The sequence below is a fragment of the Pantoea sp. At-9b genome, assembly GCF_000175935.2.
Classification (GTDB): Bacteria; Pseudomonadota; Gammaproteobacteria; order Enterobacterales; family Enterobacteriaceae; genus Pantoea.
In genome coordinates this window covers 1,784,036-1,808,574 of the sequence record NC_014837.1, presented here as the reverse complement: position 1 = coordinate 1,808,574, position 24,539 = coordinate 1,784,036, and the positions used below count along the sequence as shown (strand labels likewise).

General features: G+C 55.2%; 21 protein-coding genes. 2 read left to right on the top strand and 19 right to left on the bottom strand.

All coding sequences use genetic code 11. The annotated features are described in order from the left end of the window. Nucleotides 1-48: 48 nt before the first annotated feature. The 6 genes from spy to PAT9B_RS08225 form a co-directional block, all read right to left on the bottom strand. Nucleotides 49-546, bottom strand: a complete 498-nt coding sequence (gene spy / locus PAT9B_RS08250) for an ATP-independent periplasmic protein-refolding chaperone Spy (protein ID WP_036626977.1) — start codon at nt 544-546, stop codon at nt 49-51. Between the two features lie 318 nt (nt 547-864). Beyond that, nucleotides 865-1,860, bottom strand: a complete 996-nt coding sequence (astE, locus tag PAT9B_RS08245; protein ID WP_013508802.1) for a succinylglutamate desuccinylase — start codon at nt 1,858-1,860, stop codon at nt 865-867. Nucleotides 1,861-1,907: 47 nt separating this feature from the next. Further along, complete coding sequence (astB, locus tag PAT9B_RS08240) at nt 1,908-3,236, bottom strand: N-succinylarginine dihydrolase (RefSeq protein WP_013508801.1); 1,329 nt, start codon at nt 3,234-3,236, stop codon at nt 1,908-1,910. Then, nucleotides 3,233-4,702, bottom strand: coding sequence for a succinylglutamate-semialdehyde dehydrogenase (gene astD / locus PAT9B_RS08235; RefSeq protein WP_013508800.1), 1,470 nt, complete (start codon nt 4,700-4,702; stop codon nt 3,233-3,235). The genes astB and astD overlap by 4 nt, the downstream gene beginning before the upstream one ends. Beyond that, a complete protein-coding gene (gene astA, locus PAT9B_RS08230; protein ID WP_013508799.1) occupies nt 4,699-5,730 on the bottom strand; it encodes an arginine N-succinyltransferase in 1,032 nt (343 codons plus the stop codon). Before astA ends, astD begins: the two co-directional genes overlap by 4 nt. After that, a complete protein-coding gene (locus PAT9B_RS08225) occupies nt 5,727-6,947 on the bottom strand; it encodes an aspartate aminotransferase family protein (RefSeq protein ID WP_013508798.1) in 1,221 nt (406 codons plus the stop codon). Before PAT9B_RS08225 ends, astA begins: the two co-directional genes overlap by 4 nt. 886 nt (nt 6,948-7,833) lie before the next feature. Here PAT9B_RS08225 and PAT9B_RS08220 point away from each other — a divergent pair. Next, nucleotides 7,834-8,913: a porin OmpC gene (locus PAT9B_RS08220; RefSeq protein ID WP_013508797.1), complete on the top strand. Its 1,080-nt coding sequence runs from the start codon at nt 7,834-7,836 to the stop codon at nt 8,911-8,913. A gap of 84 nt (nt 8,914-8,997) precedes the next feature. Here the strand turns inward: PAT9B_RS08220 and PAT9B_RS08215 are convergent, their stop codons facing one another. The 7 genes from PAT9B_RS08215 to PAT9B_RS08185 all read right to left on the bottom strand — a co-directional run bounded on the left by PAT9B_RS08215 (nt 8,998) and on the right by PAT9B_RS08185 (nt 16,501). Continuing rightward, nucleotides 8,998-10,434 carry a YchO/YchP family invasin gene (locus PAT9B_RS08215; RefSeq protein ID WP_013508796.1) on the bottom strand — a complete coding sequence of 479 codons (1,437 nt, stop codon included), beginning with the start codon at nt 10,432-10,434 and terminating at the stop codon, nt 8,998-9,000. 176 nt (nt 10,435-10,610) lie between these two features. Continuing rightward, nucleotides 10,611-11,408 (bottom strand): glucose 1-dehydrogenase, encoded by a 798-nt coding sequence (locus tag PAT9B_RS08210; RefSeq protein WP_013508795.1) that lies wholly within the window; start codon nt 11,406-11,408, stop codon nt 10,611-10,613. Nucleotides 11,409-11,419: 11 nt separating this feature from the next. Beyond that, entirely contained in the window at nt 11,420-12,487 is a 1,068-nt protein-coding gene (locus tag PAT9B_RS08205; protein WP_013508794.1) for an ABC transporter permease, read from the bottom strand. A 17-nt stretch (nt 12,488-12,504) separates the two neighbouring features. Next, nucleotides 12,505-14,037 carry a sugar ABC transporter ATP-binding protein gene (locus tag PAT9B_RS08200; protein ID WP_013508793.1) on the bottom strand — a complete coding sequence of 511 codons (1,533 nt, stop codon included), beginning with the start codon at nt 14,035-14,037 and terminating at the stop codon, nt 12,505-12,507. A 9-nt stretch (nt 14,038-14,046) separates the two neighbouring features. Beyond that, the gene (locus PAT9B_RS08195) at nt 14,047-14,658 is read right to left on the bottom strand and encodes a DUF2291 family protein (protein ID WP_013508792.1); all 612 of its coding nucleotides are present in this window, start codon (nt 14,656-14,658) and stop codon (nt 14,047-14,049) included. Nucleotides 14,659-14,702: 44 nt separating this feature from the next. Further along, on the bottom strand, nt 14,703-15,638 hold the full coding sequence (locus PAT9B_RS08190) for a D-ribose ABC transporter substrate-binding protein (protein ID WP_013508791.1): 936 nt from the start codon (nt 15,636-15,638) through the stop codon (nt 14,703-14,705). A gap of 65 nt (nt 15,639-15,703) precedes the next feature. Beyond that, a complete protein-coding gene (locus PAT9B_RS08185; protein WP_013508790.1) occupies nt 15,704-16,501 on the bottom strand; it encodes a GolD/DthD family dehydrogenase in 798 nt (265 codons plus the stop codon). 374 nt (nt 16,502-16,875) lie between these two features. Between PAT9B_RS08185 and PAT9B_RS08175 the strand changes: the two genes are divergently transcribed. After that, a complete protein-coding gene (locus PAT9B_RS08175; RefSeq protein ID WP_013508789.1) occupies nt 16,876-17,694 on the top strand; it encodes a DeoR/GlpR family DNA-binding transcription regulator in 819 nt (272 codons plus the stop codon). Nucleotides 17,695-17,804: 110 nt separating this feature from the next. On the opposite strand, the gene cheZ is transcribed toward PAT9B_RS08175, so the two are convergent. The 6 genes from cheZ to PAT9B_RS08145 all read right to left on the bottom strand — a co-directional run bounded on the left by cheZ (nt 17,805) and on the right by PAT9B_RS08145 (nt 24,480). Then, complete coding sequence (gene cheZ, locus PAT9B_RS08170) at nt 17,805-18,446, bottom strand: protein phosphatase CheZ (RefSeq protein ID WP_013508788.1); 642 nt, start codon at nt 18,444-18,446, stop codon at nt 17,805-17,807. Between the two features lie 9 nt (nt 18,447-18,455). Continuing rightward, a complete protein-coding gene (gene cheY / locus PAT9B_RS08165; RefSeq protein ID WP_013508787.1) occupies nt 18,456-18,845 on the bottom strand; it encodes a chemotaxis response regulator CheY in 390 nt (129 codons plus the stop codon). Nucleotides 18,846-18,884: 39 nt separating this feature from the next. Beyond that, nucleotides 18,885-19,934, bottom strand: a complete 1,050-nt coding sequence (locus PAT9B_RS08160; protein ID WP_013508786.1) for a chemotaxis response regulator protein-glutamate methylesterase — start codon at nt 19,932-19,934, stop codon at nt 18,885-18,887. Further along, a complete protein-coding gene (cheR, locus tag PAT9B_RS08155; RefSeq protein WP_013508785.1) occupies nt 19,931-20,806 on the bottom strand; it encodes a protein-glutamate O-methyltransferase CheR in 876 nt (291 codons plus the stop codon). The genes PAT9B_RS08160 and cheR overlap by 4 nt, the downstream gene beginning before the upstream one ends. 106 nt (nt 20,807-20,912) lie before the next feature. Next, nucleotides 20,913-22,589 carry a methyl-accepting chemotaxis protein gene (locus PAT9B_RS08150; protein WP_013508784.1) on the bottom strand — a complete coding sequence of 559 codons (1,677 nt, stop codon included), beginning with the start codon at nt 22,587-22,589 and terminating at the stop codon, nt 20,913-20,915. A gap of 220 nt (nt 22,590-22,809) precedes the next feature. Beyond that, the gene (locus PAT9B_RS08145; RefSeq protein ID WP_013508783.1) at nt 22,810-24,480 is read right to left on the bottom strand and encodes a methyl-accepting chemotaxis protein; all 1,671 of its coding nucleotides are present in this window, start codon (nt 24,478-24,480) and stop codon (nt 22,810-22,812) included. Nucleotides 24,481-24,539: the final 59 nt, after the last annotated feature.

The following is a 24,539-nucleotide window of genomic DNA, read 5'->3' as shown; positions in this document are numbered from 1 at the left end:
AGATGCGATGGACAACGTCGGCGGTCTCAAACCGTCAGGCTATGCGAATTATTCGCCCTCAGCCGGTGGTGGTGGCATCTTACCATCGTGCGGGCGTTTCTCTGTCAGACGTTTCTCAAAGTTCGCGTTGAATTGCTTTTTCTGCTCCGGCGTCAACACGTTATAGAGTTTGTTCTGCGTTTCCATCATCGCCACGGCACGCTCTTTGGCATTGGCAGTCATTTTTTCTGCCTGTGCTTCCGCTTTCGCACGGTCGAAGGTGTCAGAAGCAATCAGCGCGTGGTTAGCACGGCGTTCTTCCAGTGACGGACGTTTAAAGTCTTTGTGGCTTTCACGCATGATGTCATGCATTTGTTTTTTCTGGGCGTCGGTCAGGTTAAGACCTTTGAACATCATGTCCATACCACCATGACGCATCGGCGGCTTATGCATTGGTTTCTCGCTGCCGGCCGGCGGAGGCGTCAGGTTGTCTGCCGCAGCATGGACGATATTGGCAGCACCGAGAGCCATCGCGGTAGCCAGGAAGAGGGAAGTCAGTTTACGCATAATATTGTCCTTACTTTTCAGTTTCATGACGACAGCCTGTGTCGCGTCTTCGGAAACAAGCATACGACGCTGAACGTCAACTACTCAGAGGCTGAGTAAAGCCCTGAAAGCATAAAAGACAGATATCAGGCGATCATGGAGAGAATGAGAAGAAATGCGTGAGGAATTGCAAAAGAGTATGACGAATAAGGCAAAAAACGCAGGAATTAAGGAGGAGTGTAACGGTATTGTCGGCGTAACGAAAGGACAATTGCGCACTCATCCGCCGCTAATGGCACGATTTATCGCACGCTGATCAACGCGCGATAAATCACCTTGCTACAACGTCAATGCCTGCGTTTGTTCGTTCTCTTCCACCAGCATCAATCCGGCACGTAATCCCGGTGCCACATTCGGGTTGGGGAACAAGACAAACTCGCGAGCCTGCTGCACGTAGTAACGGGTATCGCCCTCCTCCGCCAGCAACGTCCCGTGCGGAAAGGCAGTAAAGTTGAGGGTATCCGATCCCATATGCAGCACAAAGGACTCGCCATGGCGGGTGATTTGTTGTGCCACCCGGTAATGACGGGGGGCGACCTGCACCTGCGGTAAGGTCTCACCATACAACAGCGCCGCCAGTGCCTGCTGGGCTGCGCTGAACTGGGTAAGATCATTCTCGCCAAATGGCAGCGCCTTGCCCAACTCCAGCGTACAGCTGGCAGCAGCATAATGCTCACAACTGAAATGGGTAAAGGTGCCTCCCGGAGAACGATGAAACACCAGCGCTTCCAGCCCCGCCGCCGCCAGCCAGTGCATAAAATCCTGCGGCCACGGACGTTGATTCAAAGGCATCACACCAAAACGCGTATGGTAAGAACCGCGAATCGCGGTATGCAAGTCGAGGTGCCAGCGGGTTTCGGTTGTCAGGCAGGTGTGCCAGAAGGTTTCCAGCGCCTGCTCCAGCCGTAAGGCACGCCGCGCCTCCGGCACATCAGCGACCTGCTGCCAGCGGCCACCAAACAGACGATTGATATCGTACTGCTGATAACGTTTCCCGCTGCGCAATGCCTGCGGATTCCCCAGCAACACCAACAGACGTACCGCTAACGGTTTTTCACCGCGCAGCAGGGGCGTCAATAGCAGGTTCAGGATCTCTACCGGCGCGGTTTCATTGCCATGGATGCCCGCAGAAAGCACTAACGCCTGCGAGGTCGGGGTATGCGGGGTCAGGGACAGAATGCCCTCATCAAGCCACTGCCAGCTGAGGTGGGCGTTTTGCCCGTGACGCTCCAGCGGCACCCGGCCAGACAATGTTTGCTGTAAAAAATCCTGCATTCTTTCTCCTTACGTAAAACAAGGGGCGACTCATGCGCCCCCAAGCGTTAGCGCTGAAATGCGTAGACAGAACCTAAGTCTAGCAGCTGTGTCAGCTCATCTAACGCGGTACGCCCTTCACGCAGCAATTGCGGGTCAGCCAGGTCGGCCTGGGTTAAGCGATCGCGGTAATGACGATCGACCCACTCATTCAGGACACCAAACAGGCGATCATTCATCAATACCGCCGGATTCAGTGCCTGGCGCTCCGCTTCCGTCAACACCACACGTAAACGTAAACAGGCCGGGCCACCGCCGTTGTACATACTTTCGCGCAGGTCGAACACCTTGAGTTCGCGAATCGGCCCGCCGCTTGCTACCAGCTCGGTCAGATAACGCCATACGCCGCTATGCTGACGTGACTCTTCCGGCAGTACCAGCAACATGCCACCCTCCGCACGTTGCAACAGCTGGCTATTAAACAGATAAGTATTGACCGCATCCGCCACAGACACTTGATTGCGCGGCACTTCAATCGCGCAAAAACCGGGGATCCGCGACTGTAAATCAGCCAGCAATTGTGGCTGATTGACAAAGGCATCCTCATGACAGAAAAACACCTGCTGGTTGCTCACGGCGATAACATCGTTATGGAACACCCCCTGGTCGATCACCGCCGGATTTTGCTGAGCATATATCGTCCGCTCATGATGCAACTGATGCAGTCGGGCCACGGCCTCACTGGCTTCCCGCGTCTGGCGTGCCGGATAGCGCACCGGTTCTGAACCTTGTGACTGACCGTCGCGACCATACACAAACAACTGCACTCCGGCATCACCATAATCGGCACCGAAACGGTTATGGTTGGCCGCCCCTTCATCACCAAATAACGCAACCTGCGGCAACGCGTCATGAATGCTGAAGTGATGCGGATCGCGGAAAATGGCACGCAGCAAGTCAGCGGTTTCCGGTGCTTCAATCGCGCGATGGAATTTGTTGTTGAGGTTAGCCACGGTGAAATGCACGCGACCGTCGGCACTGTCGGCAGATGGCGAGACGGTAGCGGCGTTCGCTACCCACATCGCCGAGGCCGAACTGGCGGCTGACAACAGTTGTGGCGCCTGTTTCGCCGCCTGCGCCAACACCTGTTCATCGCTACCGTTGAACCCCAACTGACGCAGCAACGGCAGATTGGGACGTTCATGCGGTGGAATCACCCCCTGCACATACCCCATATCCGCCAACGCTTTCATTTTCAGCAGCCCTTGCTTCGCCGCGAGGCGTGGATTTGAGGGCTGTAGCTGGTTACGTGTCGAGGCTTCATTACCAAAGGATAATCCGGCGTAATGGTGCGTCAGCCCCACCAGGCCGTCAAAGTTGGCTTCAAAGGTTTTCATTCCGCTGTCCCCGCCGCAGAAAAATCGAGACCCGGTGACAGCGTGCCCGGCAGATCAAGGTTGGGGCTTTCCAGCGAGGCCATCGGCCACGCACAGTAATCCGCCGCATACCAGGCGCTGGCGCGGTGGTTGCCGGAGGCACCAATACCGCCGAACGGTGCCGAGCTGGCCGCGCCGGTCAGCGGTTTGTTCCAGTTAACAATACCGGCACGGGCTTCCAGCAACAGCTGATCAAACTGCTCACGATCGGGTGAAATCAAGCCACAGGAGAGGCCGTAGCGCGTCTGATTTGCCAGACGGATCGCCTGTTCGAAGTGGTCATAGCGCACCACCTGCAACAACGGGCCGAACACCTCTTCATCGGGCAAGGTGCGCACGTCGGTCATATCGATGATACCTGGGGTGATGATGGCGCTGTCACGATCCGGCCAGTGCATGCCCAGCAACACCTTGCCACCGAGATCCACGCGTTTTTGCCAGGCGGCAAAAATTTGTCCAGCGGCAGCCGGGGAAATCACACTGCCCATAAAGGGTTGTGGCTCCGCATTCCAGGCCGCAGGCTGCAAGCGGGCGCTGACCTCAACCAGACGTTGCAGGAAAGCATCGCCCGCCGCACCGCGTTTCACCAGAAGACGGCGGGCGCAGGTGCAGCGTTGCCCGGCGGTGATAAACGCCGACTGAATCGCAATATGCACGGCACCATCAATGTCCGCCGGGTTTTCAACGATTAAGGCGTTATTGCCGCCCATCTCCAGCGCCAGCATTTTTTCCGGCTGCCCGGCAAACTGTCGATGCAGGTGATAACCGGTTGCCGCGCTGCCGGTAAACAGCAGGCCATCAATTTGACTCTCCGCCGCCAGTGCCTGACCGGTATCACGCCCGCCCTGCACCAGACCCAACACCCCGGCAGGAATGCCGGCTTTTTGCCACAACTGCACGGTTTTTTCCGCCGTCATCGGTGTCAGTTCGCTCGGTTTGAACACCACGCAGTTGCCCGCCAGCAGGGCAGGCACGATATGGCCGTTTGGCAGATGTCCCGGGAAGTTATAAGGACCAAACACCGCCAGTACGCCGTGTGGCCGATGCCGCAGCGAGCTTTCCCCCTCCGCTGTGGTGCCGGTACGGGTGTGGTAGGCTTTGATTGAGATGGCGATTTTGTTGATCATCGCCTGTACTTCAGTCAGCGTTTCCCAGCGCGGTTTGCCGGTTTCACGGGCGATGGTCTCAGCCAGTTCATTTTTATGCGCTTCCAGCTGGCGACCAAAGGCTTCCACCAGCGCCTGACGCTCAGCTAAGGGCTTGCGTGCCCAATGTGGGAAGGCAGCACGTGCCGCCTCACAGGCCGCAGCGACCTGAGACGGTGACGCAGATTTGCCCTGCCACAGGGTGTCACCGCTGACCGGATTGAGTTTACTGAACGCTTCAGCGCCACCGGTCAGCCATTGACCGTTAATAAAATGCGTCATGCTTTTTTCTCCTCGCGACCCAGCGTGACCACACGCAGGTTGTCGCCATAAGCACAGCACAGCGCATCACGCTGACTGTCGTTGAGGCGCACGCGGCCAGACGCAATATCTACCGGCAGCAGCGCCACGCGAAACTGTTGATAATCAAGGTTAGCGACCAGGCACAACGGCCATTCTTCGCTGGCTTCACCGGCCACCGCCGGCAGCAACTGACTTTTACGAATCGCACGGATACGGTCGATTTCACACTCCAGCGTCGGGCCGCCGTCGAAAATGTCGACGTAATTGAGGTAGCGGAACCCTTCGGCTTCCAGCACCGCGCGGGCAGGTGCCGTTTTCGGATGTACCACACCAATCACCTTCTGTGCCTCTTCACTCAGGTAGTGGGTGTATAACGGATGTTTTGGCATCAGTTCGGCGATAAAGGCTTTCTGCCCGGTGCCGCTCAGGAAATCCGCTTTGCTGAACTCCATCGAAAAGAAACGGCTCCCGACGCTGTCCCAGAAGGGGGAATGACCGTTGTCATCGCTGACGCCACGCATCTCCGCCACCACATGCTTCATAAAGCGGTCACGGAAATTGGCCATAAACAGAAAGCGCGATTTGGACAGCAGATAACCATTTTTGCCATCACGGTAGTCCGGATCGAGGAACAGCGTACATAGCTCACTGCTGCCGGTATGGTCGTTACTCAGCGACAACGTTGGCAAGCTGGCATAAACATTCAGCTCTTTTGACGCATGGACCTGGGTGCCAACGCGGAAGTTGTACCAGGGGTCCTGCAAACCCACCGCCACTTCAATGGCACAAATACCCACGGCGCGATTGTCTGCACTGTCAGCCAGCACAAATACATATCCCTGCTCAGCACGCGGTAGCGCACCCTGCCAGGTTTGCAAAGAACGCTCGATACGCGCCTGTAAGGTCGTGCTATCCGCCGGTAGCGACGTCAGGCCGCCACCGGTTTTGCCCGCCAGCGACAGCAACTGCGCAAGGTCGTCACGTTCGACGGGGCGGATTACCATCATGATGCTGCTCCTTTGAGCACGCGTTCGCAGGCACGAGCGAAACGCGCCAGCCCTTCTTTGGCTTCTTGTTCGCTGATATTCAGTGCCGGGGCAAAGCGCACCACGTTAGCACCGGCAATTAGCACCATCACGCCCTCTTCTGCGGCGGCGAGATTGAACTGTTTGGCTTTACCGGCAAAATCATCATTCAGCACGGCACCAATCAGCAGCCCCAGACCACGAATCTCTTTAAACAACGGCAGGCGTTGATTCAATTCTTCCAGCGCCGAGACAAACCACTGATGGCGTTCAGCAACACCGGCCATAAAGGCGGGCTGATTAATCAGCTCAACCACTTTGCCCCCAACCGCGCCGGCCAGTGGGTTACCGCCGTAGGTGGTGCCATGGGTACCCACGCCCATCACCAGCGCCAGATCTTCGCGTGTCAGCATGGCACCAATCGGGAAACCGCCACCCAGCGCTTTCGCCGTGGTGAGCACATCCGGGGTCACGCCGTAATGCATATAGGCATACAGGGAACCCGTGCGCCCCATACCGCTTTGTACTTCATCAAAGATCAGCACCGCATGATGCTTATCGCAGAGCGCACGCAGACCACGCAGGAAGGCCGGATCGGCCGGTACCACACCGCCTTCACCCTGAATCGGTTCAACAATCACCGCGCAGGTATGGTCATTGATTAAGGCGGCGGCTGCTGCCAAATCATTGAAAGGGGCATGCTGGATATCCGCGGGCAACGGCGCAAAATCACGTGAATAGGCAGGCTGGCCTCCGGCAGTAACGGTAAACAGCGTGCGTCCGTGGAACGCGTTGTTGAAGGCGACAATGCCACTTTTCTCTGCGCCAAAGCGGTCATGCGCCACTTTGCGCGCCAGCTTCAACGCGGCTTCGTTCGCTTCGGCACCGGAGTTACAGAAAAACACCCGGTCAGCAAAGGTCGCGTCGATCAATTGCTTCGCCAGGCGCAAAATCGGTTCATTGGTGTAACCGTTGCCGGTGTGCCACAGCTTGCTGGCCTGTTCCTGCAACGCCTGTTGCAATGCCGGATGGGCATGGCCCAGCGCATTGACAGCAATGCCCCCGGCAAAATCGATGTAATCCTTGCCCTGCTGATCCCATAGCGTTGAACCTTCGGCACGCACCGGTACAAACGCAGCAGGTGCATAAACCGGCATCATCCATTGATCAAAATCGTGACGTGAAACCTGCAGTGACATAGCCCTTTCTCCTGCCCCACCCGAAGTGAAGCCTTTGTTTTAAAATTGTTAAAAACCGGTGACTTTCAGCTTAACTGTATATTGCAGTAACCGTGCCAGCCAGAGGAAAAAGTGCATAAATGGATTTCAATAACGAAATATCAATAACTTAACCAGATGCCATATTCACTTTAACTGCATAAAAAGTGAATAACAGTCTGATGGCGTCTATATGTCAGAGAATTCTTAAGCGGATTTATGCATTCACAAAATGAAATATTGCTTTTGTGATCGCCGAGGAAATATTTCGCCAGCATGACGCAACCGAAGCACCAAAACGGTTCATATAGATCCATTTTGGTGCACAAAAGTGCGATATTGGTGCGGGGTAATAACAGCGCCTGATGGTTATTTTTAATACAGAAGCCAACAAATAAATAACACTCCTGCGCATTTTTTATCCATTTCCATTCACTTGCTGCGCAAAATAATGTTAGTGACTAAGGTTATTATAAATTCGGAAATAACCAGAAACAGTGTATTTATAGAAAAAGTGATCAGGCTAATTATTATCAGGCGCAGCGAGTTTGTTATTGAACAAAAACACATAGGCTTGTGCTATTTACGGGCAGAAGAGAATCTATTAGACACAAATAATCAAAACACAAAAATATCATATTAATCAATATATTAAATATTAATTATAGCTAATGCACAGTGATTTTAAGGATAAGTAAAAACAATAAACAATCCCATATAATGGAATTGGAGATTAAGATTCGCACAAAAAGCCAACAAGAAATATTTAGTTACATTTATTGCACTTTCGATCTTGAACCTTTTGTGTCATTTTCATTTCGCCCCATAGCAGGGCAACAATTAAAAAATAACACAGGGTAAAATTTAAATGATGAAGCGCACTTTACTGGCAGCAGTAATGCCGTTACTGCTGGGACTTTCTACGGCTCAGGCCGCCGAAATCTATAACAAAGATGGCAACAAACTCGACCTGGTCGGTAAAATTAACGTTTCACACCTGTTCTCCGATGACAGCAGCAACGATGGTGAAACCTCCTCTTACACCCGTCTGGGCTTCAAAGGCGAAACCAAAATCACTGACCAGCTGACCGGTTATGGTTTCTGGCAGTACCAGTACAGCCTGAGCCATTCTGAAGGGGGTTCTGATTCACAAACCGGTAACCGCACCCGTCTGGGCTACGCCGGTCTGAAATACGGTGAGTTGGGTTCACTGGACTATGGCCGTAACTATGGTCTGGTTTATGACGCACTGGGCTACACCGATATGCTGCCGTTCTTCGGTGGTGACTCTGGTTACACCGACGCCTTCCTGTCTGGCCGCTCAACGGGTGTGCTGACCTGGCGTAACAAAGATTTCTTCGGTCTGGTGAAAGGTTGGAACTTTGCTGCGCAGTATGAAGGCAAAAACGACCGCACCAGCTACTCTGACATCGCGGTACGTCGTTCTAACGGCGACGGTTTCGCGCTGTCTACCTCTTACGACTTCGATTTCGGCCTGAGCCTGGTCGGTGCTTACGCCAGCCTGGATCGTACCGAGACCCAGAACGCCGCCACCCGTGGTCACGGTGATAAAGCGCAGCACTGGGCTACCGCGATCAAATATGACGCGAACCAGATCTACCTGGCAACCATGTACGGCCAGACCCAGAACGCTACCCCGATCTCTGGTGGTTTTGCTAACAAAGCTGTCAACTTCGAAGCAGTTGCACAGTATCAGTTCCTGAACGGTTTCCGTCCGTCACTGGCTTACGTCTCTTCGAAAGGTAAAGACATCGAAGACATCGGCGATGCGGATATCTTTAAATATGTGTCTATCGGTGCGACGTACTACTTCAACAAAAACATGTCTACCTATGCGGAATACCGCATCAACCTGTTGAAGGACAACAACCCGCTGGGTCTGGCAACCGACGACATCACCGTTGTTGGTCTGGTTTACCAGTTCTAAGTCAGTTTTACCCTCATTGTCACATCCGGCCCGTGTCAACCGGATGTCCCAAGGGCAGCGAAAGCTGCCCTTTCTTTTTTCTGGTCACGGCTCCAGCAGGTCAAATCGATTATCAGCCGCTGACTCCATTGCAAACGGTTGTTCGACCTGCAAGGTAATCCAGTTTGAGGTGACACGCTGTTGTTTACTGTCCTCCAGCGTAACCGCCAAACGATAGCGGTTACTGGCTCCTGGCGTGCTATCCCATGCGGGCATAATAATGCTCCAGCCCTGCGGGTCTTGATTATTCGCCGGTGGCGTCAGGCTTAGCGCCTGGGTATCACCCTGCCAGCTCACTCCAGCGATCGCATTGGCAGATCGAATTTGCAGTTTTAATGGCAGACTTTCACCCGCGTTCAGCTGCCACGGCGGGGTGGCGAGAAATACCGACAACGTCTGGCGCTGCCGGTATTCCAGCACCGGCGTGTAATTACGCGTGACCGTGTCATAGCGACTGCCGCGCAATGAGCGGGCTGCCGCCACATTATCGGCGCTCAGTTGCTGGCTTAGCGCCACACCAAAGCGATAATTGAGGCGCAAGCCAAACTGATCCTGACTCTCCCCTTCACTACTGGTTTTGTGGCTGGCGGAAACAGTGACTAACGGCACCGGCGTATAGGAAAGACCGAAGGTGAGTGCCGACGGGTTATGGTAACGCGTGCCGGAATTGAACAGGTCAACATCCTGTCCCAGATACTGCTCCCAACTGACCGACATCCCGAGTTGACGATAGAAAGGCAGATAACCCTGGGTGGTAAAATCATAACCGCGTGCCATACGCTGCTGTTGCGTGGGGTCACCATTATGCCATCCCGATAGCGGATAATAGTAATTGGCCGAAAAGCGTAGATAGTCTGCCCAGGCTTCGGTACCAAGGGAACCGCGTTGCAACGGGCTGGTAAACAGATGATCGACAAAGGCGTTATAACCCAGCAGCCAGCTCCCGGCGACCCAACGTTGCCCTAACCCGGCATTGCCCACCAGCCCATCATCTGTTTGATGGAAACCCACCTGGCTAAAGGTAAGATAACGATTACGATCGGCCCACGGAGTGAGTAATTCAGCCCCACTGCCAGTAAAATTCCCATTCATATCAACAGCAAAATCGATCTGCGCATTGCCGTAAGGTGACAGCAACGACTCCCCTTCACTCGATACCCGCTGCGCCACTTCTTCGCGGAAATGATTAAAGGCCCACAGCCCGGCCTGGTGCCCGAAGGTGGTATCGCTGCTGTTTTCGCTGGCTTCACCAATGCTTTTGGCCATATCCGCCAGTTTTTGCGAGAAATTGCTGCTGTCGTCCTGATAGCCAAGTGCGGGCAATGCGTCTGCCATTTTCTGAAATCGCGCCGCATCGCTGAACGGTGTGTCGGAAATCGTCGCGTCGCGGTTAAACGCCTGAACAGCAGGCACAGTGACCAGCAGTGCGATCGCACCGAGGGTGATACGTCGGGATGAAGGCGTTAAAACAACAAGTAACATGGGCAAAATCAGGTTTCAGCTCAGGTAAAAATTAGAGGTCTCTCACAAAATCACATCTTTTTACCTTAACATATTCCTGACTTTTCGCAGCCTCATGCTGTCTGATTACGCTTGCGTCGTATCTGACGCGCAGGTTGCCAATGTGCACAACCTGCGCGACGCTACTGCCACAGCATTCACGAAAAAATCAGACCGCCATCCACGTTGATGGTTTGACCGGTGATATAACGGGCATCATCGGATGCCAGAAACGCCACCAGCCCGGCGACATCCTCAGGTTGTCCGGCGCGTTTCAACGGAATATTCTCCACCCATTCCGCCATCAATTCGCCCTTGCCATACTGTTTCTTGTCGCTACTAAGGATTTCGCCCCACACCCGGTCATTGTAATCCCACATTTCGCTTTCGATGATGCCAGGGCAAAAGGCGTTGACGGTGATATGCCAGGGTGCCAGTTCCAGCGCCAGGCTTTGCGTGATGCCAATCACCCCCATCTTGCTGGCGGCATAATGCGGGGTATAGATAAACCCCTGCCGTCCCTGTCCCGATGAGGTGTTGATCAAACTCCCCCCGCCTTGCTTCACCATATATTTTGCCGCTTCACGACAGCACAGCCAGACCCCGGTGGTATTCACCGCCAGAATCTTGTCAAAATCACTTTTCGGCATGGTGTCGAAGCGATCAATGGTGATCACCCCGGCATTCTGAATCGACACATCAATGCTGCCAAAACGTTCCGCCGCCTGCTGATAAAGCTGCTGCACTTCCGACTCGTTGGTGACATCCACCTGGAGGGCAAGGATCTCGCTGCCATATTGCTGTGTTAACACGTTGGCGGTTGCAAACACCCGTTCTGCATTCGACACCATCACCAGCCGTGCGCCGTCCCGTGCGAAACGCGCGGCGATACCCGCGCCGATGCCACGACAGGCACCGGTAATCACCACCGTCTTTCCACTAAAATCACGCGTCATATTGCCTCCTGTTATCCGTGACTCACTTCAGACAGGGCGGCTGATTGCTGCTTTTTTTCATGCCTGCGCAGCAGCACCACCTTGCTTTGTAATTTTTGCTGGAACTGATCGATCACCACCGCGGTCACAATCACCAGACCTTTAATCACCATTTGCCAGAAATCACTGACCCCCATCATCACCATGCCATCGGCCAGAAACACGATGACAAACGCCCCGATAATCGAGCCAGATACCCGACCACGTCCGCCTGCCAGCGCTGTACCGCCTAATACCGTGGCACCGATGGCGTCCATCTCAAACATGTTGCCGGTCATCGGATGCGCGGTTTGTAGCTGCGATGCCACCACCAATCCCACCAGCGCCGCGCACAGGCCGGAGAAGGCATACACAAACACCTTCACTTTAATGATCGGGACGCCCGCCAGACGTGCCGCCGATTCGTTGCCACCGGTGGCATAGATATAGCGCCCGAGGGGCGTTTTGCGCGTCAGATAGAGGCCGAGCAGCAGGAAGCCCACCATCAGCCAGATGGGGATATAGATGCCCAGCACCGTACCGGAACCCAGCAAGGCAAAACCGGTATTGCCTAACTCGGGCATCCCCACCAGGTTGGCGTAGGTGCTACCGTCGTTGAACAGCAATGCTGAACCGCGCGCGACATACATCATGCCGAGGGTACAGATAAAAGGGGCCACCCCCAGCCGGGTGACCACCGCGCCATTAATCAGGCCCAGCAACACGCCAAACAGCGCCACCAGCAAAATCACTTCCGGCACGTTGAAGAACATCACGTTACCGCCCCACAACGGTAAGCCGTTGGTGAGCAGCGCACCGGCCACCATGCCGCAAATCCCGGCCACCGCCCCGACCGACAGATCGATACCGCCGGTCAGGATCACCAGCGTCATACCGATAGCCAGTAAACCGGTAATCGCCACATGCTGCGTCATGATCAGCAGGTTGGAGGTGGTCAGAAAATTCGGCACCATCAGGCTGAAAAAGCCAATGACGATCAATAAGGCAATAAAGGTGCGCGCCTTCAGCAAGTACATATAAAGCAGATATTTTTTATTCATGATTCTCTCCGGAAGGCTCAGTCATGCGGTGTTGAAGCGCTGATCAGGGCTTCCCTGGTCGCTTCACGTCGTGACAGATCGGCGGTGATACGGCCATCGGCCATCACCAGAATGCGGTCTGCCAGCGCCATCACTTCATCCAGTTCAGAAGAAGAGAACATCACCGCCAGCCCTTGCTGTGCCAGGTTGCCAATCAGGTGGTACACATCGGTTTTTGCCCCGACGTCAATACCACGCGTCGGTTCATCCAGCAGCACCACCTGCGGCCCCGTCATCAGCGCTTTACCCAGTACCACTTTCTGCTGGTTGCCGCCGCTGAGTGAGGTGATGGGCAGTTCAGGATCGCTGACTTTGATCGCCAGATGGCCAATCATTTCGTCAACCCGACGCTGTTCCTTTTGTGGGTTGAGCAGGCGCAGCGCACGACGAAAACCGCGCAGGCTCAGTTCGGTCAGCGTCATGTTGGCGGTGATCGACATCAACTGCACCACGCCTTCGGTCTGGCGATCTTCCGGCACCAGGGTGATGCCTTTTTTCAGGCGCTGCTGAAAGTTGTGTCGATCGAGGTTTTCACCGTTCAGGCTGACGCTACCCGACTGGCACGGCATCATGCCTATCAGCCCCTTAAACAATTCAGTACGCCCGGCCCCCAGCAGACCATAGATGCCGATCACCTCGCCTTTGCGTAACGAAAAAGAGACGTCATTGAGTTTGTAACCGCCGTTTTGATGCAACGCCGTCAAACCGTTGACCTGCATGACCGTGTCACCCTGCGCAGCGGGCTGGTAATCAAAATGCTTTTTCTTGTCCCCCACCATCTGCTCGATGATCCACGGGATTGAGGCATCCCGGACTTCACGCTCGCTGATAAAACGCCCGTCGCGGAAAATGGTGATATGGTCGCCAATCTCCATCAACTCCTCCAGCCGATGGGAGATATAGATGATGGTCACGCCACGCCGCTTCAGTTGTTCAATCACGTTGAACAACACCTTAACTTCCGACTGGCTGAGCGCGCTGGTCGGTTCATCCATGATCAGCACTCGCGTATCTTTTGACAGCGCCCGCGCAATCTCTACCAGTTGCTGATGGCCGATGCCCAGTTCACCCAATGGGGCATAGGGGTCCACATCCAGCTCCAGCCGTTCCAGCAGGGATTTCGCCAGCGCGTATTGATATTTTTCGTTGATCACTCCGCGCTGGAAAAATTCGTTCGCGATAAAGATGTTGTCCATCACATTCATATTCGGGAACAGGTTCAGTTCCTGGAAAATAATGCTGATACCGTGCTGCTCGGCCTGATGGGTGGAGTGCAACGACACCGGTTGACCGTCCAGCAGGATCTCGCCGGAGGACGGCGTTTCCACCCCCGCCAGCATTTTCATCATGGTGGATTTACCGGCCCCGTTTTCACCAATTAACACGTTAACCTTGTTGCGCCAGACGCGATAATTGACCTGGTCGAGGGCGGTGACGCCCGGGTAGATACGCGAGACATTGCGGGTTTCGATAATCACATCCGACTGTTCGGCAGGCTGAAGATTTTGCATCGTCATCTCCTATTGTCGGGTGATTTGCGCCGGCGTGATATCCGGTGCCTGTTGTGGAATATCCCAACTGCTGAACACGCCAGCCAGCGCCACTTTATCGCCCACCTGCGGTTTGAATCCTTGCATCATGTTCGAAGCCTGCTGGTTGATAGCGCGGCCATAGTCGCCAAACAACACCTGATCGTTGAAATCCTGATAGCTGGCGCCTTTATACACATCCCGCAAGGCGGTGCCGCGAATAATCGGCCCCATCTGTATCGTCACCTCTTCACCGGAGCTGTCTTTCACCGTCATTTTTCCGCTGCGCGACGTGGTGTTCACCGCCGTGACATCCCCCTGGACGCTGACGCTGAATACACAGGGATTCTCTTCCTGGCTGCGATAACCGTAGGTTTTGCAAGCGGTGTCAAAATCCTTCGCCGACTGCAGTTCTTTCATCAATTGCGCGAGGGGCTTCGCCTCATGCGCTACCTGTGGCACCAGCTTCTGCTGCCACGTCAGGGCGATGTTCGCCATCTGTGGATTGGGGGGATTTTTCAGGTCGGCCAGCTCCTGCTGCGACACAATGCGGCAACCGCTGAGGATCACGACAGGAAGCAGTAGCCAGAGTCGTCTGTACATCACATTCTCCCTGGCGCCCGGCACGCGGGCGCACCTGTACGTAATTAAGATTTGTAATTAAAATCCTGCACGTTTTTCGCATTGTCCGGGGTGATCAGAATGCCGCGGAACATCACACGCTGCTTCTCGGGTTTAGTCCCTTTCTGGATATAGTTATCGAGATCCGTTACGCCTTCCGCCGCAATCGCCTGCGCCTGTAACATCACGGTGGCTTTCAGTGAACCCGCCTCAACGGCATCACGCTCATCGTTACTGCCATCGATGCCCACCACGATGACATCGTTACGCCCCGCCGCTTTCAATGCGGCAATCGCCCCCAGCGCCACCGGACCGTTGCCGCAGATCACCCCTTTCACATCCGGGTGCGCCTGTAAAATGCTGTCCATAATGCGTTTGCCATCAATCAGGGTTCCTTTGGCATCCTGACGTGCCACGCTTTGCATATCCGGGTATTGATCAAGCACCTGATGGAAGGATTTGGAGCGCGTGACGCAGTTGTTATCCGCCAGGTTGCAGGTCAGTTCGGCATATTTCCCTTTCTCTCCCATCTTCTCGACAAACACGTTGGCGACATCAGAACCCGCCTGGAAGTTGTTGTGCGTAATCTGCACCAGCGCCACATCATCGACCGGGATTTCACGGTTGATCAGCACCACCGGAATACCGGCGTCCTTGGCTTTTTTAATCGCCGCGACACTGGCGGTCGAGTCGGCGTTATCCAACACAATACCCTGCACTTTCTTGCCGATTGCGGCGTCGATCAACTCACTCTGTTTTTTCACATCTTCGCCATGCGACAGCACCGAGGTTTTGTAACCCAGTGCCTGGGCTTTGAGGTTGGCCCCTTTGGCTTCAGATGCGTAATAAGGGTTATCCAGTGAATTCACCAGAATCATGATGGTGCCTTTATCCGCCGCGAGGCTGGCTTGCGAAACCAGACAGCTGGCAAGAGCAGTAAACAGCAGGGTACGGGTTTTCATGATGATGTCTCTCTTTGTAATTATTACGTTTGCAGGGTGTCGCCTTCTCTGGTGCAGGCGCGGAGTTACCAAATGGTGAAACCACCGTCGATCATCAGATCGGCACCGGTGATCATGTCGCTGGCGTTGCTGGCGAAAAACAGCACGGCCGCCGCGATTTCGTCGGTATAGGCAAAACGACCCAGTGGGATCAGGGTTTTCATTTTTTCCCCTTTCTCACCACGCCAGGCTTTTTCGCCCATCGGCGTCAGCACCACCGTCGGGGACAGGGTGTTGACGTTGATGCGGTACGGCGCGAATTCTTTTGCCATCACTTTGGTCATCCCCAGCAGACCGGCTTTGGCAGAGGTGTAAGCCACATGGTTATCAATGGCGATGGATGCCGCCTGTGAGGCGATATTGATAATTTTGCCGCCCTTACCCGCACGCACCATGCGTTTACCAGCAGCCTGCGAGCAGAGAAAAGGACCGGTGAGGTTGACGGCGATCTGCTTCTGCCACTCGGCAAAATCCGTTTCCAGTACCGGCTGCAACATCACGTAGCCCGCGCAGTTCACCAGGATATCGAGCTGGCCGTAATGCTGTTCCACAGTGGAGAACGCCTCTTCCACCGAGGCGGGATCGGTGACATCACAGCAGACCAGTAACACCCGCCCGGCATCAAATTGCGCACTGACGCTGGCAACTTTGTCACTTTCGAACGGAGGGTAAAGCAGCGCCAGCCGGGCACCTTTCTCCAGCAGCATGGCATTGCTGGCCATCGCGATACCGCCGAGACCGCCCGTCACCACCGCCACTTTGCCGGTTAGATCCAGGTCGGTGTTCACGCCGTAGCGCAGATTGACATCATATTCCCCACTCATCCTCACTCTCCTTGGTTGCTTGTCGATGGCTCTGGTTATGGTTGGTCGGGTATTGGCTTACGCCACTCATTTTCGAACAAAAATATAAGCTATCGTTTGTTAACGGTTTGTGGGTGAGATCAAATTTCATACAAATCACCGCAATAATTTTTACTTCATTGATATTAATGACTTTTATAAAAAACATAAAAATGCACCATGGACAAAGGCGCTATTGTCCTTCTGCGAAATCAATCTCATAACGCAATTACATTTTCGTTCGAAAATACATATGCGTGCGAGTCACCTCGCAAATCCCGCAAGCGCAGAGTAAAATCAGCTCGGGTTTCTTTTCGCAGAGATCAGACCGTGATTGGAAAAAGGGAGCGTTTCGATTGAAAAGCAAAACTGAGCAGCTGGCCGATATGCAACAGCGCCGTGACAAGATCCTGGAGATGATCCGTGAAGACGGCACGGTCACCGTAAAAGCGCTGACAGAAACCTTTGGCTTAACCGAAGCGACCATCCGTACCGACCTGCGCATGTTGCAGAAAGCCGGCCATGTGCAGCGCTACCACGGTGGTGCCACGCTGATGACGGGCAAGCAAAACACCGGCGCACTGCTGCTGGAACGTCAGACGCATCTGGAAGAGAAAGAAGCGATTGGTCGTCTCGCGGCACATTACGTGGAAAACGGTGATACGGTGATTTTCGACTCCGGCACCACCACCACAGCGATTGCGGAGGCGATCGGGCACATCCGTCGGCTGTCGGTGATTACCACGGCGGTAAACATCGCGTTGAAGTTGGGCGGTGAACCGGGGATCAATATTTTACTGACCGGCGGCACTTTTAAGTTTCCGACGTTATCGACATCGGGAGAAAAAGCGGCGTCGTTTTTTGAAAATGTGCTGGCAGAAAAGCTATTTCTGGCCACCGCCTGTATCTCACCCCGGCTGGGTTTAAGTTTTCCCAGTGAGACGGACATTAAGGTGAAGATGGCGATGATTAACTCAGCCAGCACCGTCTATGTGGTGGCGGATTCCAGCAAGATTGACAAGGTTTCGATGTTTGCCCTGCCCTGTGACTGGAGCCATATCCACTACCTGATTACCGATAGCGGTATCACACCGGCGCAAATTGCCGCGTTTGAAGCCCTGGGGGTGCAGGTGCTGGTCGCGCCACTGGCCGTCGCACAGCGTCGCGCAATGTGATCGTAGCGGCGCGATTTATCGCGCAAGGCTTTTTGGCCGCATGAGTCAAACCCGCGCGATAAATCGCGCCGCTACGAAACACAGATCACCATTGATGGCGATCCGACTAATTAAAACCCTAAACTATCCAGCAGGTCGTCCACCTGATCCTGGTTTGCCACCACACCCGGCGCATCCGAGTGGATTTGCGGGCCATTCAGCAGGCTGGTGCTTTGCTTACGCTGCTCCGCACTCACTTCCGGCATGTTTTCCAGCAGCACCATCAACAGTTGGCGCTCAATTTCCTGGATCACATCCATCATGCGCTTGATCACCTGACCGGTCAGATCCTGGAAGTCCTGCGCCATCATGATTTCCAGCAGCTGCTTATTGGTAAATGCGGTGTGCTCGGGCACGGCGGTGAGGAATTCGCGCGTATCCGAAACCAACTCGCGCGCATCCGCCAGCTCAATCGGGTTTTCAAACCAGGCATCCCAGCGGCCTTTCAGCTGGTTCGCTCCGGCTTCCATTTTGTCCTGGTGCGGCTGCGCCGCTTCAACGCAGTTCAATGCACGGTCAGCAGCCTGCGCTGTCATCTGCACCACATAATCCAGACGGTCTCGTGCATCCGGAATCGCTTCCGCTGCTTCAGCAATCGCCTGATCCAGCCCCAGCTCACGCAGGCTGTCACGCAGCATGCGCGTCAGTGAGCCAATGCGGGAAATGATATCCTGTGCCGAGACTTCTTCTGTTGGTTTCGGAAGGTCGCTCATCACATCTCCTTACATACCCAGTTTTTCGAAGATCTTGCCCAATTTTTCTTCCAGTGTGGCCGCAGTAAACGGCTTCACCACATATCCGCTGGCACCGGCCTGCGCCGCCGCGATAATGTTCTCTTTCTTCGCTTCCGCGGTGACCATCAGTACCGGCAATTTGCCCAGCGTGGCATCAGCACGGATAGTCTGTAGCAGTTCCAGACCGTCCATATTCGGCATGTTCCAGTCAGAAATCACAAAGTCAAAGCCGCCTGCGCGCAGTTTCGTCAATGCATCAGCACCGTCTTCTGCCTCTTCAACGTTATTGAATCCCAGCTCTTTTAACAGGTTGCGAACGATACGACGCATCGTATTGAAGTCGTCCACCACCAAAAAGCGCATATTTTTATCAGCCATATCTACTCCTGTGTTGTCTCGCCCGGCAGGACGGGCCTGTTAAATTCGCAATGCCTGTCCGGCGCTAATTTTCGCCAGCATGTGCTGGCTGATGTGGCCCAAATCGACCACTTCGCTGGCACCGCCGAGTGCAATTGCCTCGCGCGGCATGCCAAATACCACGCAGCTGGCTTCATCCTGGGCGATGGTCCAGGCACCGGCGCGATGCATTTCCAGCATCCCGGCCGCGCCGTCGTTCCCCATCCCGGTCAGAATGACACCCACTGCATTTCGTCCGGCGTTCACCGCCACCGATCGGAACAGCACGTCCACCGACGGCTTATGACGATTGACGGGCGGCGCGTCGTTAATTTTCACCACGTAGTTGGCACCACTTCGTGCCAGTTCCATATGCATCGCACCAGGCGCAATGTACGCATGACCGGGCAGAATACGCTCGCCGTCTTCCGCTTCTTTCACGGTGATCTGGCACAGCTTATTCAGGCGCTCAGCAAATGAGCGGGTAAACCCTGGTGGCATATGCTGGGTGATCAGCAGTGCCGGGCTGGTCGCCGGCAGCGGCTGCAACACATGGCGGATCGCCTCCGTGCCACCGGTGGATGAACCAATCGCAATCAGCTTTTCACTACTCAGCAACGGCACCGCTTTCAACGTCGCCGGGACCGCCGTGGCTGCCCGGACATGCAATTTTGCGCGTGCGGCGGCGCGAATTTTATCGGCGATCATCTGGCTGTAAGCCAGCATACCTTCACGGATACCGAGCTGCGGTTTGGTGACAAAATCCACCGCCCCCAACTCCAGCGCCCGCAGGGTGATCTCCGATCCTTTCCCGGTCAGCGATGACACCATTACCACCGGCATCGGGCGCAGACGCATGAGCTTTTCGAGAAAATCGAGGCCGTCCATGCGCGGCATTTCCACATCCAGCGTCAGCACTTGCGGGTTGTACTGCTTGATTAGGTCACGCGCCACCAGCGGGTCCGGTGCCGTAGCAACCATCTCCATATCAGGATGGCTGTTGATGATTTCGGTCATCAACTGCCGCATCAGCGCAGAGTCATCCACGCACATCACGGTGATTTTGCTCATCGTCTTTCCTTGGTCAGTCCATAGACAGTCTGTCCACGCAGCCAGAACTCTTTACTGATCTGGCTGAAGTTCTCTGAATGCCCGGCAAACAGCACACCACCCGGCTTCAGCAGGGGAACAAAACGGCGCAGGATTTGCTCCTGCGTCTCTTTATCGAAATAGATCATCACGTTGCGACAGAAAATCGCATCAAAGGGTCCGGGCAACGACCAGTCATTCGCCAGCAAATTAAGCTGGGCATAACTCACCTGGCTGGACAGCTCCGAACGTACCCGCACCATCCCTTCATGTGGGCCCGTGCCACGCAGGAAAAATCGCTGCAACTGGGATTGCGACAACGTGCGCAGCTCCTCCTGGCGATACACCCCGGCAACGGCTTTTTCCAGCACCTGGGTATCAATGTCGCTGGCATGAACCTGAAACTTCCCCGGCCCGGCACCCAACGTTTCCGCCAGTGTCATGGCAATTGAGTAAGGTTCCTCACCGGTTGACGCGGCAGCACACCACACGTTGTAGCTACCACTGCGCTTGCGCGCATGGTCAGCGAGGATGGGAAAATGGTGCGCCTCACGGAAAAAGGAGGTCAGGTTGGTGGTCAGAGCATTAATAAATGCCTGCCACTCAGCGCTGTTGGGGTCTTGCTCCAACAGCGCCAGATAACGGCCAAAATCATCAATGTTCAGCATGCGCAGGCGTCGCACCAGACGGTTGTACACCATCTCGCGTTTGTGATCGGCCAGCACGATGCCTGCACGCTGATAGATCAGCTGGCTGATACGGCGAAAGTGCGCATCAGAAAGCGGCAGGCGCTGCACCATCTGCGTGAGCAACGAGGTCGCTTCATTTTGATCCATTAACGTTGATTTCTTCATCTCAGGTCACCCGGCAACAAACTGATTAAATTGTGGTTACTGCGGTTGCTACTGTGCTGCCAGTGCTCACCCAGGTACAGGGGCCGTGTTGCCACGGCCTCGGGTTTTAAAAGGTTTCCCAGTTATCGTCAGCGCGGGTGCCTGCCGGTTGGGCCAGCGCTTTGGCCGCGGCCGGACGCAATAATTTTGGCGCTGTAGATACGTTAACGGCCTGGGCGACAAATTCTTTACCAATATTGAACACGGCAACGGACTGTTTCAGTCGGCTGGCCTGATCTTCCAGCGCGGCGGCGGCGGTGGCTGACTCTTCCACCAGTGCGGCGTTTTGCTGCGTCACGCGATCCATCTCGTTAACCGCCAGGCCAACCTGGTCGATTCCACGACTTTGTTCGTCCGACGCCGACGCGATTTCACCCATGATGTCGGTGACACGCGTGACCGCATTGACGATGTTGGTCATGGTTTCACCCGCGCTTTCTACCAGTACGGAACCGGTATCGACACGGCTTACCGAGTCTTCGATCAAGCCTTTGATCTCTTTGGCCGCCTGGGCACTGCGCTGTGCCAGGCTGCGCACTTCTCCGGCCACCACGGCAAAACCACGGCCCTGTTCACCGGCACGTGCCGCTTCCACTGCGGCGTTGAGCGCGAGGATGTTGGTCTGGAAGGCGATGCCATCAATCACGCTGGTGATATCGGCAATTTTCTTCGAGCTACCGGCAATCTCTTTCATGGTGGTCACGACGCCATCCACCACTTTGCCGCCCTGTTGTGCGGTTTCTGATGCGGTCAGCGCCAGCTGCGACGCCTGACGGGCGTTTTCGGCGTTCTGTTTCACCGTGGCCGTCAACTGCTCCATGCTGGCCGCGGTCTCTTCCAGTGATGCCGCCTGCTGCTCGGTTCGTGAGGAGAGGTCATTGTTGCCCATGGCAATTTCGCTGGCACCGGTATAAATGGCATCAGAGCCATCACGCACGGTACGGACGGTGCGCGCCAGTTCCTGCTGCATATGTTGCAGCGAGCTGAGCAGATCGCCCATCTCGTTGCGGACATTCACCTCGACCTGCTGTGTCAAATCACCGCGTGCAATATGACGGATATGTTCGATACTCTGCTGCAACGGACGGATCAGCGCGGCACGCATCCCGCTCCATACCAGCGCAATCAGCACCAGCGTGACCAGCAGCATGGCGACAATCATCCACACCGACTGGTGATATGCGGCGAGGTTGTCATCAATGCCACGCAGGGCGAGGATTTTGTTGTAGCCCAGCCAGGCGTCATAATCCTTCGCAAATTTGTCCTGGAAGCCTTGGGTTGGCTGGTCGACAAATCCTTTGAAGTTGCCGGTGTTCAGAAAATCGATCAGTTCCTGTAACGCGCCGTGATAAGCGTTGTAGTTCGCCTGCAACGTCAGCACGTTTTCTGCCGTTTTACCCTTTTCCGACAGGTTGGCGTTAAATTCGGCGAAGCCCTGGTCAGCGACTTTCAATTCCTCACTGGCCAGTGCCACCAACTCTTTCACGGTAGCGCCCGAGCCTGCCTGCTGGGTGTCCAGCAGATAGCGGATCCCGGCACGGTTCAGCGTGTTACGCGCCTGAACCAGCGAAACCCATGAGGTGCCCATCGCCCGCTGCAACGTGCTGAGGCGCTGGTTATAGGCAAAATTGTCCTTATCGGCTTTCACCGTTTGAAAAAACATCCCTCCGGAAAACAGCTGCAGTAAGGCAAACAGTGCCAGCACACACAGCAGGCCGGAAACGACACGAATACGACTAAACATAAACACCTCATTGGTTGGCGGATCGCTTCTGTTATCGGCGTAGGGGGAGTGATCTTTATGTTGGAGAGAAGGGGTTGGACCAGCTACGCGTGCCATATCTGCGCGCTGCCGTGGCACATTTCGTAGCGGCGCGATTTATCGCGCAATTCCGAGCACGATGTTGAAAAAATCCGCGCGATAAATCGCGCCGCTACGTATATGCCTGTCAGTCAGCGCGGGGTTAGAACGTTTCCCAGTTACTGTCGCTGACCGGGGCGGTCAGCGCTTTGCGCGGCGTATCCAGTACTTTTGGTGCAATCTGCGGATGGCGCGTCACCCCATCCGCTGCCTGCACACGCGGGATATTAAACACCGATACCGACTGGCTTAAGCGGCTGGCCTGCTCTTCCAGCGAGGCCGCGGCCGCCGCTGACTGTTCCACCAGCGAGGCGTTCTGCTGCGTCACGCGGTCCATCTCGGTCACCGCCTGACCAACCTGATCGATACCGCGGCTCTGCTCGTCTGACGCCGAGGCAATCTCGCCCATGATGTCCGTCACGCGGGTGACCGCATTGACAATATCACTCATGGTTTCTCCGGCGGTGCCCACCAGCTCAGAGCCGGTATTGACGCGATTCACCGAGTCTTCAATCAGACCTTTAATCTCTTTCGCCGCCTGGGCGCTGCGCTGTGCCAGGCTGCGCACCTCACCGGCCACCACCGCGAAACCACGCCCCTGCTCACCGGCACGTGCTGCTTCCACCGCGGCGTTAAGCGCGAGGATATTGGTCTGGAAGGCGATACCGTCGATCACGCTGATAATATCGGCGATCTTCTTCGAACTGCCGGCGATATCCTGCATGGTCCGCACCACGCCATCCACCACCGTGCCACCCTTCTGCGCGGTTTCCGAGGCACTGAGCGCCAGCTGCGACGCCTGGCGCGCATTCTCGGCGTTCTGTTTTACCGTGGCGGTCAGCTGTTCCATGCTGGCAGCGGTCTGCTCCAGCGAAGCGGCCTGTTCTTCCGTGCGCGCCGACAGATCATTGTTTCCGGCAGAGATCTCGCTGGCACCGGTAAAGATGGCGTCAGAGCCGTCGCGCACGTTACTGACGGTACGCACCAGCTCCTGTTGCATCTCCAGCAGACCTTCCGCCAGCTGGCTCATCTCGTTACGCCCTTCCACCTGAATCGTCTGGGTCAAATCGCCCGCAGCAATATGGCGAATGTGCGCCAGCAACTGTTGCAACGGCTGAATCAACACACTACGCAGGCCAAACCAGCACCCGACGATCACCGCAATCACCACCGCCACCATTGTGCCCAACAACCACATCATGGTGGTAAAAGCGCGTTCATTCTGTGCCACCCCAGCGGCGGCCAGTTCACCCTGTTTGGTGCGCCAGGTTTCATACGTCCCTTTCATTGCTACCTGTTTGGCCTCGATGTTCTGCGCAAACATACCTTGCAGATCATCGGCTTTTAACCGCGCCAGCATCGCCTTCAGACCGTTGTTATAGGCGGCATAATCCGCTTCCAAGCGATCACGCAGCTCAACCGGGAACCCCGGTGTGGCCGGTAAATTGTAGTAACGCTGGAAATAGCCATCGGCTGCTTTAAGCTGCTTTTCCGTCTGTGCAATCAGTGCTGCCAACTGGCCGCCATTGGTTTGCGCCGCCATGCTGCCCTGCATACGTAACATCGCCCGGTTCAGCACGGTACGGGTTTGGTTGAGTTCAATCCAGGCATCACTCATCGCCGCAACATTGTTGGTAGACACCTGTGCGACCGCAAATGCCTCCTTATCTTTTTGTAAGGCCGACCAGAACAGGCCGCCCGAAATTAACTGCAAAGCACCAAAGACCAGCAGCACGGCGATCAGGCTGGTCACTACATTGATTCGTTTTAACATGGGTTCTCCAAAAAAGTGATTCGGCTTCCCCTGTTATCGACCGTACCGCTCAGTTTCTG